We start from the raw sequence: 15,102 nt of genomic DNA, 5'->3' as shown, positions 1-15,102 counted from the left end.
TCACCAAAATGGGTGGACCTTTTTAGAGTCAATTATATCAACGATAAAAGAGAAGACGGGGGTTTTGGAATGCTTGTGTTTGATAATGTCTCAAAGGTCTATGCAGGCGGCAAGCGAGCCGTCGACCATCTGAATCTTGAGATTGAAGAAGGAGAGTTTGTCTGCCTGATCGGCCCCAGCGGATGCGGAAAGACGACGACCATGAAAATGATCAACCGGCTGGTCCGCCCGACGGAAGGGAAGATCCTTCTGAACGGAGAGAACCTGCTCGACAAAAACGTGGTCGAGCTCCGGCGGTCGATCGGCTATGTCATCCAGCAGATCGGCCTGTTTCCGCATATGACAATCCGCGACAATATTGCACTCGTCCCGCGGCTCAAGGGCATGCCTGCGGAAGAACGGAACGGGCGGGCGGAAGAACTGATGGAACTCGTCAATATGCCAAAAGAATTCCTGGATCGCTATCCGCATGAGCTGAGCGGCGGCCAGCAGCAGCGGATCGGTGTCCTGCGTGCACTCGCCTCCGATCCGCCGCTGATTCTCATGGACGAGCCGTTCGGCGCGCTTGACCCGATCACCCGTGATTCGCTGCAGGCCGAGTTCAAGCATCTTCAGCAGACGCTTGGCAAGACCATTATCTTTGTTACCCATGACATGGATGAAGCGCTGAAGCTGGCCGACAAAGTCGTCATCATGCGTGCGGGGAAAATCGTGCAGGTCGGATCGCCCGATGAGATTCTCCGCAATCCGGCCGATGAATTCGTTGAAGACTTTATCGGCAAGGAACGCCTCGCCCAGGCGAGACAGCAGCTCCAGACAGTCGGCCAGATCATGAATCCCGATCCGGTTTCGGTCGGCATGGGCGAAACCCTGTCCCAGGCCGTCAAGATCATGCGGAGACGCCGGGTTGATTCCCTGCTTGTGACGGACGGGGCGGGCGTGTTCCGCGGCTGGGTGACGGTCGAAATGATCGAGCGGCACAAAAATTGGGATGCAGCCGTCGCAGATATTATGGAGACGGATGTCCCGACCGTACGGGCGGATACCCTTCTCCGTGATGCAACACGCAATATCCTTGTCCGCGGCCTCAAATACGTCCCGGTCGTGGACGATCGGAAACATCTGGCCGGCATCCTCACCCGGACAAGTCTTGTCGATGTCCTCTACGACTCCGTCTGGGGAGATGCGGAAGATGAATCTTCCGGAATGGCTGACGGGGAGGGAGCCTGATGGACAGTATCGGGAATTTCTTCTCCGAGTACGGTGCACTTTTGTTCGAAAAGACGTGGGAGCACCTGTTCATTTCGTTTGCCGCTCTCGCACTGGGCGTGATTGTTGCGGTGCCGCTCGGCATCCTGCTTGTGCGCCTGCCGAAGATCGCCGGGCTTATCATGGGCATCGCCGGTGTCGTCCAGACGTTCCCCAGCCTCGCCATCCTCGCATTCTTCATTCCACTCCTCGGAATCGGGAAAGTCCCGGCGATCGTCGCGCTGTTTCTTTACTCCATGCTGCCGATCCTCCGGAATACATACATCGGCGTGAAAAATGTGGATCCGAACCTGCTGGAAGCATCGCGCGGGATGGGCATGACGGCGTTTCAGCGGACGACGCGTGTCGAGCTGCCGCTGGCGGTTCCCGTCATCATGGCAGGGATCCGGATGACCGCGGTCTATCTGATCGGCTGGGCGACGCTTGCCTCATTTATCGGAGGAGGCGGGCTCGGGGACTTTATCTTTGACGGGCTGAACCTGTTCCGTCCGGATCTGATCATCGGCGGAGCGGTGCCGGTCACGCTTCTCGCCATTTTGCTCGACTGGATTCTCGGCAAGCTGGAAAAAGCGGCAACACCGCTTGGTATCCGTCTGGAAAGGGGGGAGGCGTGATGAAGAACCGTCTTTTTCGGACCGGTCTGATCGCCGCGCTTGTTGCCGCCCTTCTTGCGGGCTGCGCGCTCCCGGGGCTCGGGGGCGGCGCGGACGGCACGATCCGCATCTCTACGCTGACCCATACCGAGACGCAGGTGCTCGGCCATATGCTGCGTCACCTGATCGAGGAGGAAACCGACCTGAAAGTGGAGATGGTCGAAAACCTCGGCACCTCGATCATCCAGCATCAGGCGCTTACCGACGGGCAGGTGGATATCACCGCGGCCCGTTATACAGGCACCGACATGGCGTCCATTCTTGATGTCGAACCCATGAAGGATCCTGATGAAGCAATGGCATTTGTCCAGAAGGAATTTGACGAGCGCTTTGACCAGATTTGGTATGACTCGTACGGTTTTCAGAACACCTATGCGTTCACCGTGACGGCGGAACTCGCGGAAGCGGAAGGGCTCGAGACGGTCTCCGACCTGGAGAAAGTCGCCGACAGCCTGACGCTCGGCGTGGACAACAACTGGCTGAACCGCCAGGGGGACGGATACCCGGGCTTTATTGAAGCCTATGGATTTGAATTCGGTGAGGCACTTCCGATGTCGATCGGGCTCGTCTACCAGGCGGTCAAAAGCGGCAAGATGGATGTCGTCCTGGCCTACAGTACGGACGGGCGGCTTAAAGCGTTCAACCTGAAGACGCTCGAAGACGATAAGCGCTTTTTCCCGCCGTATGAAACGTCGCCCGTCACGCGCAAAGACGTGATCGAGAAACACCCGGAACTGGACGAACTGCTCCGGCGCATGGCCGGCACGATCGATGCGGAGACAATGACCTTGCTGAACTACGAGGCCGACGTCAATAAGAAAGAGCCGGCCATCGTTGCAAAAGAATTCCTCGAGGAACACAACTATTTCAGGGACAAGGGGGAGTGATGGAATGGAGACCATCCAGGAACTGTGGAATTACTATCAGCTGAACGGATCCTACGTCATGGAGCAATTCATCCGCCATTTCCTCATGTCGGCCTACGGCGTGCTGTTTGCCGCCATTGTCGGCATCCCGGCAGGCATCCTGATCGCCCGATACGGCAAGCTGAGCGGCTGGGTGCTCACGGCGGCCAACCTGATCCAGACCATCCCGGCGCTCGCGATGCTCGCGGTCCTCATGCTCGCCATGGGGCTAGGCGCCAACACGGTCGTCATGAGTCTGTTTCTCTACTCGCTCCTGCCGATCATCCGGAACACCTACACCGGCATCCGGAGCGTCGACAGTTCGATCCTGGAGGCGGGACGCGCCATGGGGATGACGGGTGCCCAGCGGCTGTTCATGGTGGAACTGCCGCTGTCGCTATCGGTCATCATGGCGGGCCTGCGCACAGCGCTGATCATAGCAATCGGTGTCGCCACAATCGGCGCGTTTATCGGCGGCGGGGGCCTCGGATCGATCATCATCCGGGGCACGAACGTTACAGACGGCGCAGCCATCATTCTCGCCGGCGCCATCCCGACCGCCCTCATGGCTGTTATCGCGGACGTTGTCATGGGCTGGATTGAAAAAGCCCTATCGCCCGCCAACCAGAAGCGGGCCGCCAAAACCGGCACAGCGAATACGTGACAGAGCCGCCCCCGCAACGACACGCGGGGGCGTTTTTTGTGTGGCGGTCGCGAAATCCCGAGTTGCGGCCGCGAATTCAGACATTGCTGCCGCGGACTAACCCGGTTGCCTTCCTTCGCCCGTCATGTTCCACCATCCATCTTCGTACAATTCTGAAAGCCGGATTTCATTTCCGTCATCAGTCCTCATGCGGTACAATGAGAACACTTTGAAACTCCCGTTTTCTTGGGAGAAAGGAAGACTGCAATGAAGAAATTTCTCCTGTTCCTGCTGCTGATTGCGGCGGCCGCCGCTTATATCGTCTATGATAACGGACGGCTGTCGGTGACTGACTACACCGTGTCGGACAACCGGATCCCCGAGTCATTCGATGGACTGAAAATCGTCCAGGTCTCGGATGTCCATGACGCGGAGTTCGGCGGGGGGCAGGCGGATCTGATCGAGGCTGTCCGCGGGGAAAATCCGGATTATATCTTCCTGACAGGGGATTTTATCGACAGCAACCGGTATGACCTGGAACGCAGCATGGCAATGGTTTCCGCATTCACCGGCATGGCGGAGGTTTTCTACGTGACCGGCAACCATGAAGTCGCGACCAATGAAGTCGATGAAATCACATCCGCCCTCTCGGAGGCGGGTGTCCACGTGCTCCGGAACCAGGCGATGATGGTCGGCTCGGGCAACAGCAGCATCGCGATCGCGGGCATCGATGATCCGCTTACCGGCGTCGGCACGGAAGGGGAGGATGCGTTCACCCGCCATGCAATTGAGCAGGCGACCGCGGAAGTCCCGCAGGGAATGTTCACCATTCTGCTTGCCCACCGGCCGGAGCAGTTCGGGACATACGCCGATATGGACATCCCGCTCGTTTTTTCGGGACATGCGCATGGCGGCCAGGTCCGCATTCCATTTGTCGGCGGGCTCAACTCACCCGGGCAGGGCTGGTTCCCGGAACTGACATCGGGCATCCACGGACAGGGCGGCACGCAGCTTGTCATCAGCCGCGGGCTTGGCAACAGCCAGGTTCCGCTCCGACTCCTCAATACGCCGGAGATCGTTTCCGTCACCTTACAATCTGATAATTAAAATGACACCCGGGTACGGCGTTCAGCCGCTGCCCGGGTGTTTGATTTCCATGAGCCGGTCGTCACCTTCCTGTGGATTTCCGCGGCCGTCGGTATTGTTGGTGATGAAATAAACCGAGTCTCCGTCCGAAAACACATCCCGCACACGGCCGTACCCTTCGATCCTCCGGAGAAGGCTGCCGGTCCCCGGGTCGAACACAAGGACCGCTTCTCCCCGGAGGGCCCCCGCATAAAGCTGGCCATCATGATAGGCCAGTCCGGACGGTGCCCAGGTCTCATTGTCTCCCGAGGTCGCAAGAGGCCGCTCCATGCCTTCCCGCTGTTGCGTCCCCTGGATCACCGGCCAGCCGTAGTTCCGGCCTTCCTCAATGCGGTTCAGTTCATCGTTTGCAGACTGGCCGTGCTCGGTTGCATACATCACACCGTTTTCGTCCCAGGCGAGCCCCTGAGGATTCCGGTGTCCCAGCGTGTACACTTCGAATTCGCCGGCTTCATTCAATCGGAGAATTTTGCCGTTCAGCGACTCCGGATCCTGTGCGGTGCCGGGTTCGAGCCGGTCACCGACTGTCGCGAAAAGGGTGCCGTCCGGGGACAGGGCAAGCCTGCCCCCGTGGTGAACGGGCCCCGACATCACCATGTCCAGATGGATGTCCGTCTCCCGCCAGCCGGCATCGCCGCGCCTGAGCGTGACAATCCGGTTCACCGGACCGTTTGGCCCCTCATATGTGTAATAGGCAAACGCTTCCCGGTTTCCGTCAAATCCGGGCTTCAGCACAAAGCCCATCAGGCCCGCCTCCGCCGCTCCGGACAGCGGGGCGGAAAGCCCGGCATCCAGCCGGCTTACTGTCCCGTCCGCTCCGATTTCCGCGATGGTCCCGCCCCGTTCGGAGATGTAGAACGTACCCCCGTGCCGGTCGATTGACCACGGCGAACGCAGGCCCGTTGCGACTTCTACGATCTCTTCCTGCATCCCTTCCAGAACAGCCTGTTCCTGCCCGGTACTTTCTTCAACGGGTTCAACCGCCTCCTCCGCTCCGTCCGAACAGCCTGCCATGACCAGCAGGAAAAAACAACACACAACCGCCAACCGCTTCATCCGGATCCTCCTTATCTTCTCGTTTTCACTATCATACCCGCTGCTCTTTTTTCCGTCCTGCCGCCTCTTTGCTATAATGGAAGAATCAGTGGATGGGAAGTGTTGTGGATGGAGAACCGGACAGAACGGCCCGCATATACGATGAGGGATGCCGCATTCTGGAAGATTATCGGGGCACTGGGATTTGCCTCGCTGTTTGTGTTTGCTGCAATGTATACGACGCAGCCGCTCCTGCCGCTTTTCACGGAGGAGTTCGGCGTATCGGTCTCCTCTTCCAGTTTGTCCGTCTCCCTTACAACGCTCGGGCTGATCTTCGGCCTGCTCGTCATCAGCTTCCTGTCCGACCGGCACGGGCGGACGCTTTACATCAAATGGTCGGTCGCGCTTTCGGTCATTCCGTTTTTCATCATGCCGCTCACCGATTCGTTCTGGCTGATTCTCATTCTCCGATTCCTGCAGGGTTTCACGCTCGCCGGGGTTCCGGCGGCGGCAATCGCCTACATCAGCGAGGAAGTGGACCGGAAAAGCGTCAGCTTTGCGACCTCGCTTTATATCTCGACGAACGCACTTGGCGGGATGGCGGGAAGGGTGCTGACGGGGTATGTCACCGAACACTACTCCTGGCAGACGGCGTTCTACGGCCTGGGGATCGCCGGGGCACTGATCGCCGCTGCGGTCATCTTCCTGCTGCCGAAGTCCAGGCGGTTTGAGGCGGCGGACGGCACCGCCCGGCAGGACATGGAGGCGTTCCTGTTCCATCTCAAGAATCCGCTCCTGCTTATCTCGTTCGGTCTCGGGATCGTCCTTCAATTAAGCTTTACCGGTGTCTGGACATTCCTGCCGTTCCATCTGCAGGGAGATCCGTTCGGCCTGTCACTTGAAGCCATCTCCTATACATACTTTGCCTATGGCATCGGCGTGATCGGCTCGCCTTTGGCAGGCTGGCTGTCCGACCGGCTAGGCATCCGGCCCGTCCGGATGGCGGGTGTGCTTATCCTATCGGCGGGGATCCTGATCACGCTTGCGGAAAGTGTCGCCATGATAGTCATCGGGCTGTGCGTGATCTGCCTCGGCTTCTTTACCGCCCATTCGCTCACTGCTGCCACCGTAGGCCGTGATGCGACCCACCATAAGGGAAGTGCCTCCAGCCTTTATCTCGTTTCCTATTATGTCGGTGTTGCTGCAGGGAGCACGCTGCTGTCGCCGCTCTGGGCGGCGGGCGGCTGGACGCTCCTCGTCTTGTTCGCAGCGATCATCCCGGTCGTTTATCTGGCGTTTGCCATCGCCGCGAGGAAGCGGCTTGCGGCACGCGCGTAATACCCTATGAATCCATATGAAAAGCCATGCATCCAAAGCGGATGCATGGCTTTTTCCGTTCTTATTTAAGGAACTCCGGCAGTGTGTTCAGGTCGATGCCGAACACGGCCGGCAGCAGGAACCAGATAAACAGCGGGACGAGGACGATGCCCATGATGTTGAGGGCAAGTCCCGCCTTCGCCATATCGGGAATCCGCAGGTAGCCGGAACCGAACACGACCGCGTTCGGCGGTGTTGCAACCGGCAGCATGAAAGCACAGGAAGCGGCAACGCCGGCAGCGACCATAAGCGCGAACGGATGGACGTCAAGCGCGACGGCAAGGGCGCCCATGATCGGATACATCATTGCCGCTGTCGCGGTGTTGGACGTGATTTCGGTCAGGAAGATGACCAGTGCCGTGACAACGATGATCACGACGATCAGCGGGACGGCATCCAGAGCAGTCAGCTGTCCGCCGATCCATTCGGAAAGCCCCGATCCGACAAAGCCTGCCGCTATCGCAAGGCCGCCGCCGAAGAGAAGCAGGATGCCCCATGGAAGTTTGACGGCCGTCTCCCAGTCAAGCAGCCGGTCGCCCTTCACGTTGACGGCAGGGATCACAAACAGGACGATCGCAAAAAGCATCGCAATGACGCCGTCACTGATGCCCGGCAGGAAGTTCTGCAGGAAGAACGAACGCGTGATCCAGGATAGTGCCGCGAGAACAAAGACAGTGAACACCAATTTTTCCTCGGTAGAGGCACTGCCCAGTTTCTCTTTCTCGGCAAGGATCATCTCGCGTCCGCCGGGCAGTTCTTTGATTTTCTGCGGAAAGGCAATCTTCACGAGGTACAGCCAGATCAGGAGGATGAACAGCCAGGCGAACGGCGTTCCGAAGAGCATCCACTGGCCGAAGGAGATCTCGATGCCGTACATCTTTTCCATCGCAGCTGCGAGCGCGGTGTTCGGCGGCGTGCCGATCAGCGTCGCGATCCCGCCGACAGAAGCGGAGTAGGCAATCCCCAGCATCAGCGCCTTGCCGAAACCGAAGTTTTCTTGTGAAGTGTCGACCGATGGATCATTTTTCAGGGCGTCAGCCACCTGATAGGTGATGGCAAGTCCGATCGGCACCATCATCATCGCCGTTGCGGTATTGGAAATCCACATTGACAGGAATCCGGTGGCGACCATGAAGCCGAGAACGATCCGGTTGATGTTCGTGCCGATTGCCGAAATGATCGTGAGCGCGATTCGCCGGTGAAGGTTCCACTTTTCCATCGCGAGCGCGATCATGAAGCCGCCCATGAAGAGGAAAATGTTCTCGTCACCGTAGGCCGAAGCGGTGGACTTCACGTCCAGTCCGCCGGCAAGCGGGAAGAGGACAAGCGGCAGCAGGGATGTGACAGGAATCGGCACCGCTTCCGTGATCCACCAGGCGGCCATCCAGACCGTTCCCGCCAGGATGGCGCGTGCCTCCGGCGACAGCCCTTCCGGATTAAAGAAGAAGAGAATCAGGAAGAAAAGAAGCGGGCCGGCGATCAGCCCGATCAGCTGGGCCGTCGTATAGCTGCGCTCGTTTCGCTTGCTGTCCGGATCCTTCCCGGTGTAACCGAATGGCGCCCCCGAACCCTCGGCGTTCATCATGACTTTGTTTGGCCGGATAAAGAATGTAAAAAGACGTTTGGCTTCATCGTGCCAATCCCACATCCGGGACCAGGCGTTTTGAAACATATGTATAACCCCCTTTAGTGCGCTGTAACTAAACAGTCTTCCTTATTATACGTGGTGTCCCATCACAGAAACAATCAGTTTTTTGGGAGAATGCAGACTGTTCCTACCAAAGACATACGGTTCCTGAAAATTCTAAACCTTTTTGGGTGATTGATAGATTAATAAGTTTATAGGCGGGGTAACAAGGGAAGAGGCGGAAAGGATAAAGAATATGGGCAAGAAGCATGCAGTACCGGTATAAAAAGGATATCCGGGAGGTATGCTTCGTTGTAGATTTCTCATATTCAAAGAACACAAAAAGGAGGAACAGGCATGGCAGATGAAAAGAAAGACGTCTCCCGTCGCGATTTTCTCAAGACGGCAGGCGTGGCGACCGGTGCTCTGGTCGGAGGCGGCGTCATCGGCGGTCTGATCGGATACAACGCGAAGGACGGCGGTACGGCGACCGATGACGAGGAACGGAGCGGGGGCAGGGCGGACCAGTCGGCAGGCTCACCCGGCGGCCGGATGTTCTTTACGAACGACCATGATTTCAATGTTCTTTCAGAGGCGACGGAGCGGATCTTCCCGGAAGATGACCTTGGTCCGGGTGCCATCGGGCTGGGCGTGCCGTACTTTATCGACCATCAGCTGGCTGGCGCCTACGGCAACAATGAAAAAGAGTACATGCAGGGACCGTTCTACGGCGGCGAGGCCACACAGGGATACCAGAGCCGTTTGAGGCGGAAAGATATTTTCCTCCAGGGTATCCACAAGATGGAGCAGGAGGCGCAGAGCCGGTTCGAAAAGAGCTTCACCGAGCTGGAGGGCGAGCAAATGGATGAAATCATCACGGCCTTCCAGAAGGATGAGGTCGAAATGCAGGGTGTTGCGGCCGGCTTCTTCTTCCGCCTGCTCCGTTCGGCAGTACTTGAGGGGGCCTATTCGGATCCGATGTACGGCGGAAACGTGGGGATGGAAGGATGGAAGATGAAAGGCTTCCCTGGCCACCAGGCAGCCTATATCGACAAGATCGAAAGCGAAGAATTCGAAGAAATCGATCCGCAGTCCCTTGGCGGACATCACTGATTTTAGGAGGTAAATGAATGGCGACCACATTGGATAAAGTAGATGTCGTAACTGTCGGGGCAGGCTGGACCGGTGGTATTGTTGCAGCGGAAGCGGCTAAGGCCGGGCTGAAAGTCGTGAGTCTCGAGCGAGGGCGCGAGCGGGGGACGGAAGACTTCTTGCGTGTCCATGATGAGTATCGTTACGCGATCCGGTACGAGCTCATGCAGGACCTGTCAAAAGAGACCATCACGTTCCGCAACCGTCGTGACCAGCGGGCACTCCCGATGAGGACAATGGGTTCGTTCCTTCTGGGCGAAGGGCTCGGCGGTGCGGGTACGCACTGGAACGGCCAGACCTGGCGCTTCCTGCCTTATGATTTCGAGATCAAGACAATGTCCGATCAAAAATACGGCGCGAATAAACTGGGACCTGAATACCAACTCCAAGACTGGGGCATTACATACGACGAGTTGGAGCCGTATTACGATAAATTCGAGAAAACTGCCGGACTGTCAGGGGAGGATACGAACCCGTTCTGGGGGAAGCGGTCCAACCCGTTCCCGACGCCGCCGATGAAGAAAACGCCGATCCTCAAGAAATTCGAAAAAGCGACGCAGGACATGGGCTATACGCCGTTCATGATTCCGTCGGCCAACCTGTCCGAAGCGTATACGAATCCGGACGGCCAGACGATCAATGCCTGCATGTACTGCGGTTTCTGCGAGCGCTTCGGCTGCGAATACGGCGCGAAGACATCGCCTGAGATCACCGTGATCCCGACGGCAAGGGAGACGGGGAACTTCGAAGTCCGGTTCCACTCCAACGTCGTCGAAGTGCTGCATGAAGGCGGCAAGGCGACAGGGGTCCGGTACGTCAACTGGATGTCCGGAGAGGAATTCATCCAGCCTGCGGAAAGCGTGGTCCTGACAAGCTATGTCATGAACAATGCGAAGTTGCTCATGGTCTCGAACATCGGGGAGATGTATGATCCCGAGACCGGCCGCGGTACGCTCGGCCGGAACTATTGCTATCAGATTCTTCCGGGAGCAACCGGTTTCTTTGACGAGCAGTTCAACACCTTCATGGGTGCCGGATCGCTCGGCATGGCGATTGATGATTACAATGGCGACAACTTCGACCACAGCGATCTCGACTTCCTGCACGGCAGCCTGTTGACCATGACCCAGACCGGCGTGCGTCCGATTGCCACGAACCCGGTGCCGCCTGATACGCCATCGTGGGGATCCGAATTCAAGAAAGCATCAATTGAGAATTACACAAGGGTGCTCTCGGTCGGCTCGGAAGGTGCCTCACTTCCGCACCGTGATAACTATCTGACTCTCGATCCGACCTATAAGGATGCTTATGGAGTGCCGCTGCTCCAGCTCACCTACAACTTCACCGACCAGGACCGTGCCCTCCATAAGTTCATCACGGAGAAAGCGGTAGAAATTATGGAAGAGATGGGAGCCAAGCAGACGGTCGGAAGCAACCCGATCTCAGACTACGATATCGTGCCTTACCAGACGACGCACAACACGGGAGGAACCATCATGGGCGCCGATCCGGCAACCAGTGTCGTGAACAACTATCTGCAGCACTGGGAAATGGAGAACCTGTTTGTCGTCGGAGCAGGGAACTTTGCACACAACGGCGGCTACAACCCTACAGGTACGGTCGGTGCACTCGCCTACCGCTGCGCGGAAGGCGTCATCAAATACAGCAAAGAAGGCGGCTCGTTAGTTTAAGTGCTGAGGGCGCCGTTAAGAGGCGACAGGCATAAGGCATCCTGCGCAGCAAGGCCTGCCTTGCGGAGCGGGAGGACTTATGACCCCGAGCCTCTGGCGTCCGAAGCCGGATAGTTTAAGTGCTGAGGGCGCCGTTAAGGGGCGACAGGCATAAGGCATCCTGCGGAGCGAGGCCTGCCTCGCGGAGCGGGAGGACTTATGACCCCGAGCCTCTGGCGTCCGAAGCCGGATACTCTAAGTGCTGATGGCGGAAAGGTTTAACGGTCCCGCATTAGAGGAAGTTTAACAATAAAAGGAGGCGATCCGCATGGGTGGCATCGCAAGTATTGGTGTTCCGGGGCTGATCATCATCCTCGTCATCATCCTGATTCTGTTTGGCCCGAGGAAGCTTCCTGAAGTCGGTTCGGCGGTCGGCAAGACGCTGTCCGAATTCAAGAAGTCGGCAAAAGACATCATGGACGACGATGATGACAAGCCGAGAAAAGAGGAATTGAGGGAAGAACGTAAAGAAGCGTGACGGCAGGACCGGCCGGGCCGCCCGGCGGCTTTGGGCCGGTCTGCCGTCTTTGGCGCTTCTCGTGATTCATGAGGCGTTCAAAGACAGGAAGTGATCGATATGGATCCGTACGGAAATGATTACAATGCAACACTCAGCCCGGTCGACAAACGGAAAGCCGAGGCGAAACAGGCGGAGATCCAGAAGCAGGAAAAGATGTCCGAAGAGGCTGCTGAAGCGGAGGCAACTGCCGAGACGCTTGTCCAGGCGGCCCAGGAGCAGGGGGCCGGTACGCCGCCTCCGGAAAAACCGCCTCAGGATGGACCTGCGGGCGGGGAAGGGGATAGCTACATCACCCATCTTTCCGACCTCAGGAAGTCGCTGATCAAGGGCATCAGTGTATTCTTGCTTGTGTTCATTGCGGTCTTTTCGACCATCAACCTGTGGTTTCCGTATGTCACGAAGGGCCATAATCTGGTCATCCTCGGGCCGCTTGAGGTCGTAAAGTTTTACATGACCATGTCGGCGGCAATTGCCCTCGGGCTCTCGCTCCCGTTCCTCTGCCATTTTATCTGGCAGTTCGTCAAGCCGGGCCTGAAAGAGAATGAGTCGAGGTTCATCGGCCTGTATTCGCCCGTGATGCTGCTGCTCTTTCTCGGCGGCGTCGCATTCGGATACTTCATCATCCACCCGCTCAGCTATGAGTTCCTCCTGGGCTTCGGGGCAGAAAATTTCGATATTATGGTGTCGGCACAGGAGTATATGAGGTTTCTGCTCATGACGACGATGCCGGTCGGCTTGCTGTTCGAGTTGCCGATTGTGGCGCTTTTTCTCGGGTCAATCGGCCTGCTGACGGCGGATACGATGAAAAAGGTCCGCAAATGGTCCTATGTCTCGCTTGCGATCATCTCTGCCCTGATTACACCTCCGGATTTTATCAGCCAGCTGCTAGTCCTCATTCCGATGGCGGTACTCTATGAAGCGAGCATCTGGCTTGTCCGGCGGGCAGAACGCAGGCAGGAACAGAATGTAGTGACAGAATAATAATGGATAGTGGATCAAGAAGCGGTTCCCCTAAGGGAGCCGCTTTTTTCGCTGCATTTTTTCAGAAATAATGATGCTAAATCTAAAATTCTGATAAAAAAATTGAACTAATATATTGCATTCTTCCTGAATCGATAGTAGGATATAAAACATCACCAAGAAATCAATTTTCCGAATATTAAAAGACATCATAAGAAAGGGTTTTGTCATCATGAAAGAAAACTTGTCGTTTTCTAAGTTTATTGCTGTCGGAGTCATGCTGTTCGCTTTGTTTTTCGGAGCTGGAAACCTGATTTTCCCTGCACAGCTGGGACAGCTGGCCGGCGACAATTTCTGGCCTGCCATTATCGGATTCCTGATCACGGGCGTTGGCCTGCCGTTCCTCGGTGTGATTGCAATCGGCTATTCCGGAAGCAGTCACTTGCAAGATCTTGCAAGCAGGGTTCATCCACTCTATGCAGTAATCTTCACATCTGTCCTTTACCTGACAATCGGGCCGTTCTTTGCAGCACCGCGTACAGGCACTGTCGCATTTGAGGTCGGCATCACGCCTTATGCAGACGGACCTCTGGCACTTCTGCTGTTCACGATTGTCTTCTTCGGTATCACACTATGGCTGTCGCTGAACCCGGCGAAAATTGTGAATCGCGTCGGCAAGGTATTGGCACCCGGCATTGTCATCCTTCTCCTGGTACTGATTGCAGCGGCCCTCCTTAATCCGATGGGCGCGATTCAGCCGGCTACGGAAGGTTACCTGGGCAATGCATTTGCCAAAGGATTCACGGAAGGCTATAACACGATGGATGCCCTTGCGGCGCTCGTTTTCGCCATCATCGTCATCAATGCCATTAAGGCAATGGGCCTGAAGACGAAAAAAGGGATTATGAATGCGACCTTCAAGGCGGGTGTCGTTGCTGCATCGCTTCTTGGTATCCTTTATGTAGGGATCGCCTACATTGGTGCCACAAGTGTTGAAGTATACGGCCTGTTCGATACAGGCGGCCCGGTCCTCAGCACTTCGGCCGAGCACTTCTTCGGAGCATTCGGCACGGCGCTTCTTGCCATCATCATCACACTTGCCTGCCTGACAACGGCAATCGGCCTGATGATTGCGAATGCAGAATACTTCCACTCGCTGTTCCCGAAAGTCAGCTACAAAGTATTTGTTACGATCTTTACAACGTTCACGTTTGTGGTATCGAACTTCGGACTCGCAAACATCATCACTTTCTCGGTGCCGGTCCTCATGCTGCTTTACCCGCTGGCCATCTCCCTGATCCTGATGGCGTTCACTTCGAAACTGTTTAATCACTCACGCCTGGTATACGTATCGGCGACAGTCGTCGCACTTGCCATTGGCATCGTTGACGGCCTGAAGACGCTGGCAGGCACGCTTGGCACGGAGTTTACATGGCTCCAGCCGATTGTGGACTTCTACACGGCTTACCTTCCGTTCTACTCGGATGGACTTGGTTGGCTGATCCCGGTGGTTGCCGTCATGATCCTCACGGGCATCATCGCACGGGTCACAGGTCCTGCAGCCAATACGGCAGAAGCTTAAATCTTTGAAAATAAACATCCGGCGGAAACGATCCGCCGGATGTTTATTTTTCTATCAGATACCCGGGGGGGAACCTTCCGGGTATAGCGGATGCCGATCAGTTAAAGAAGCTGGTCAGCAGTCCGCCTTTTTTATTGTTGGCTGCGGCTGAATGGCTATTGCCTGAGCTTTTCGTGCTTCCTGCAAAGTCATTGAACTGTCCTTTTAATTTGTCACGGGATTCCTTGTTTCTCATGAGATAAGCGGCACCCAATCCGAGGGCTGTCATCAGCATCTTGTTCCGTTTCATGTTGGTTTCCTCCTTGTTTGGTGCGTCTGTCCGTTATATTCCCGCATGACAAAAGGATAAACCGCACCAATAATAGGCACAGACGAAAAGTCAGACATTGGATGTTGTCATTTTGCAGAAAATACAGTAGGATGAGAAACATTGGTTTAAAAAGCGACAAATATCGATGCAACCTGACAAAGCAGCGAATATAAAGACCAAACAGAAAGGATTT

General features: G+C 56.4%; 14 protein-coding genes. 11 read left to right on the top strand and 3 right to left on the bottom strand.

The window, feature by feature from the left end; genetic code table 11:
* Nucleotides 1-69 precede the first annotated feature (69 nt).
* From C772_RS09375 to C772_RS09355, 5 genes are all read left to right on the top strand, one after another.
* A complete protein-coding gene (locus C772_RS09375; protein WP_008299481.1) occupies nucleotides 70-1,230 on the top strand; it encodes a betaine/proline/choline family ABC transporter ATP-binding protein in 1,161 nt (386 codons plus the stop codon).
* Nucleotides 1,230-1,883, top strand: a complete 654-nt coding sequence (locus C772_RS09370; protein WP_008299480.1) for an ABC transporter permease — start codon at nucleotides 1,230-1,232, stop codon at nucleotides 1,881-1,883. Before C772_RS09375 ends, C772_RS09370 begins: the two co-directional genes overlap by 1 nt.
* Nucleotides 1,883-2,809, top strand: a complete 927-nt coding sequence (locus tag C772_RS09365; RefSeq protein WP_008299478.1) for an osmoprotectant ABC transporter substrate-binding protein — start codon at nucleotides 1,883-1,885, stop codon at nucleotides 2,807-2,809. Before C772_RS09370 ends, C772_RS09365 begins: the two co-directional genes overlap by 1 nt.
* Before the next feature lie 4 nt (nucleotides 2,810-2,813).
* Entirely contained in the window at nucleotides 2,814-3,491 is a 678-nt protein-coding gene (locus C772_RS09360; RefSeq protein WP_008299476.1) for an ABC transporter permease, read from the top strand.
* A gap of 246 nt (nucleotides 3,492-3,737) precedes the next feature.
* On the top strand, nucleotides 3,738-4,577 hold the full coding sequence (locus C772_RS09355) for a metallophosphoesterase (RefSeq protein ID WP_008299475.1): 840 nt from the start codon (nucleotides 3,738-3,740) through the stop codon (nucleotides 4,575-4,577).
* A 21-nt stretch (nucleotides 4,578-4,598) separates the two neighbouring features.
* Here C772_RS09355 and C772_RS09350 read toward each other — a convergent pair whose 3' ends face one another.
* Nucleotides 4,599-5,672 (bottom strand): PQQ-dependent sugar dehydrogenase, encoded by a 1,074-nt coding sequence (locus tag C772_RS09350; protein WP_008299473.1) that lies wholly within the window; start codon nucleotides 5,670-5,672, stop codon nucleotides 4,599-4,601.
* Between the two features lie 108 nt (nucleotides 5,673-5,780).
* Between C772_RS09350 and C772_RS09345 the strand changes: the two genes are divergently transcribed.
* Nucleotides 5,781-6,989, top strand: coding sequence for an MFS transporter (locus C772_RS09345; protein ID WP_008299472.1), 1,209 nt, complete (start codon nucleotides 5,781-5,783; stop codon nucleotides 6,987-6,989).
* Between the two features lie 61 nt (nucleotides 6,990-7,050).
* Here the strand turns inward: C772_RS09345 and C772_RS09340 are convergent, their stop codons facing one another.
* Entirely contained in the window at nucleotides 7,051-8,700 is a 1,650-nt protein-coding gene (locus tag C772_RS09340) for an SLC13 family permease (protein ID WP_008299469.1), read from the bottom strand.
* Between the two features lie 312 nt (nucleotides 8,701-9,012).
* Here C772_RS09340 and C772_RS09335 point away from each other — a divergent pair, with 312 nt between their 5' ends.
* The 5 genes from C772_RS09335 (at nucleotide 9,013) to brnQ (ending at nucleotide 14,599) form a co-directional block, all read left to right on the top strand.
* Nucleotides 9,013-9,768, top strand: a complete 756-nt coding sequence (locus C772_RS09335; RefSeq protein WP_008299467.1) for a gluconate 2-dehydrogenase subunit 3 family protein — start codon at nucleotides 9,013-9,015, stop codon at nucleotides 9,766-9,768.
* A 17-nt stretch (nucleotides 9,769-9,785) separates the two neighbouring features.
* Complete coding sequence (locus tag C772_RS09330) at nucleotides 9,786-11,498, top strand: GMC family oxidoreductase (RefSeq protein ID WP_008299465.1); 1,713 nt, start codon at nucleotides 9,786-9,788, stop codon at nucleotides 11,496-11,498.
* A 307-nt stretch (nucleotides 11,499-11,805) separates the two neighbouring features.
* Nucleotides 11,806-12,015 carry a twin-arginine translocase TatA/TatE family subunit gene (tatA, locus tag C772_RS09325; protein ID WP_008299463.1) on the top strand — a complete coding sequence of 70 codons (210 nt, stop codon included), beginning with the start codon at nucleotides 11,806-11,808 and terminating at the stop codon, nucleotides 12,013-12,015.
* A gap of 99 nt (nucleotides 12,016-12,114) precedes the next feature.
* Complete coding sequence (gene tatC / locus C772_RS09320; RefSeq protein WP_008299461.1) at nucleotides 12,115-13,038, top strand: twin-arginine translocase subunit TatC; 924 nt, start codon at nucleotides 12,115-12,117, stop codon at nucleotides 13,036-13,038.
* A 211-nt stretch (nucleotides 13,039-13,249) separates the two neighbouring features.
* Nucleotides 13,250-14,599 (top strand): branched-chain amino acid transport system II carrier protein, encoded by a 1,350-nt coding sequence (brnQ, locus tag C772_RS09310; RefSeq protein ID WP_008299459.1) that lies wholly within the window; start codon nucleotides 13,250-13,252, stop codon nucleotides 14,597-14,599.
* A gap of 97 nt (nucleotides 14,600-14,696) precedes the next feature.
* Here the strand turns inward: brnQ and C772_RS09305 are convergent, their stop codons facing one another.
* On the bottom strand, nucleotides 14,697-14,888 hold the full coding sequence (locus C772_RS09305) for a hypothetical protein (protein ID WP_008299458.1): 192 nt from the start codon (nucleotides 14,886-14,888) through the stop codon (nucleotides 14,697-14,699).
* Between the last annotated feature and the right edge of the window lie 214 nt (nucleotides 14,889-15,102).

It is taken from the genome of Bhargavaea cecembensis DSE10 (assembly GCF_000348905.1).
GTDB classification, from domain to species: Bacteria; Bacillota; Bacilli; order Bacillales_A; family Planococcaceae; genus Bhargavaea; species Bhargavaea cecembensis.
The sequence above is the reverse complement of the archived record's forward strand: the minus strand, read 5'-3'. Positions and strand labels throughout refer to the sequence as shown.

Excerpts from the sequence above, each read along its gene's own strand:
- C772_RS09330 (WP_008299465.1), top strand. The coding sequence starts at position 9,786 with ATGGCGACCACATTGGATAAAGTAGATGTCGTAACTGTCGGGGCAGGC.
- C772_RS09350 (WP_008299473.1), bottom strand. The coding sequence starts at position 5,672 with ATGAAGCGGTTGGCGGTTGTGTGTTGTTTTTTCCTGCTGGTCATGGCA.
- C772_RS09360 (WP_008299476.1), top strand. The coding sequence starts at position 2,814 with ATGGAGACCATCCAGGAACTGTGGAATTACTATCAGCTGAACGGATCC.
- tatC (WP_008299461.1), top strand. The coding sequence starts at position 12,115 with ATGGATCCGTACGGAAATGATTACAATGCAACACTCAGCCCGGTCGAC.
- C772_RS09345 (WP_008299472.1), top strand. The coding sequence starts at position 5,781 with ATGGAGAACCGGACAGAACGGCCCGCATATACGATGAGGGATGCCGCA.
- brnQ (WP_008299459.1), top strand. The coding sequence starts at position 13,250 with ATGAAAGAAAACTTGTCGTTTTCTAAGTTTATTGCTGTCGGAGTCATG.
- C772_RS09340 (WP_008299469.1), bottom strand. The coding sequence starts at position 8,700 with ATGTTTCAAAACGCCTGGTCCCGGATGTGGGATTGGCACGATGAAGCC.
- C772_RS09375 (WP_008299481.1), top strand. The coding sequence starts at position 70 with ATGCTTGTGTTTGATAATGTCTCAAAGGTCTATGCAGGCGGCAAGCGA.
- C772_RS09365 (WP_008299478.1), top strand. The coding sequence starts at position 1,883 with ATGAAGAACCGTCTTTTTCGGACCGGTCTGATCGCCGCGCTTGTTGCC.
- C772_RS09305 (WP_008299458.1), bottom strand. The coding sequence starts at position 14,888 with ATGAAACGGAACAAGATGCTGATGACAGCCCTCGGATTGGGTGCCGCT.
- tatA (WP_008299463.1), top strand. The coding sequence starts at position 11,806 with ATGGGTGGCATCGCAAGTATTGGTGTTCCGGGGCTGATCATCATCCTC.
- C772_RS09370 (WP_008299480.1), top strand. The coding sequence starts at position 1,230 with ATGGACAGTATCGGGAATTTCTTCTCCGAGTACGGTGCACTTTTGTTC.
- C772_RS09335 (WP_008299467.1), top strand. The coding sequence starts at position 9,013 with ATGGCAGATGAAAAGAAAGACGTCTCCCGTCGCGATTTTCTCAAGACG.
- C772_RS09355 (WP_008299475.1), top strand. The coding sequence starts at position 3,738 with ATGAAGAAATTTCTCCTGTTCCTGCTGCTGATTGCGGCGGCCGCCGCT.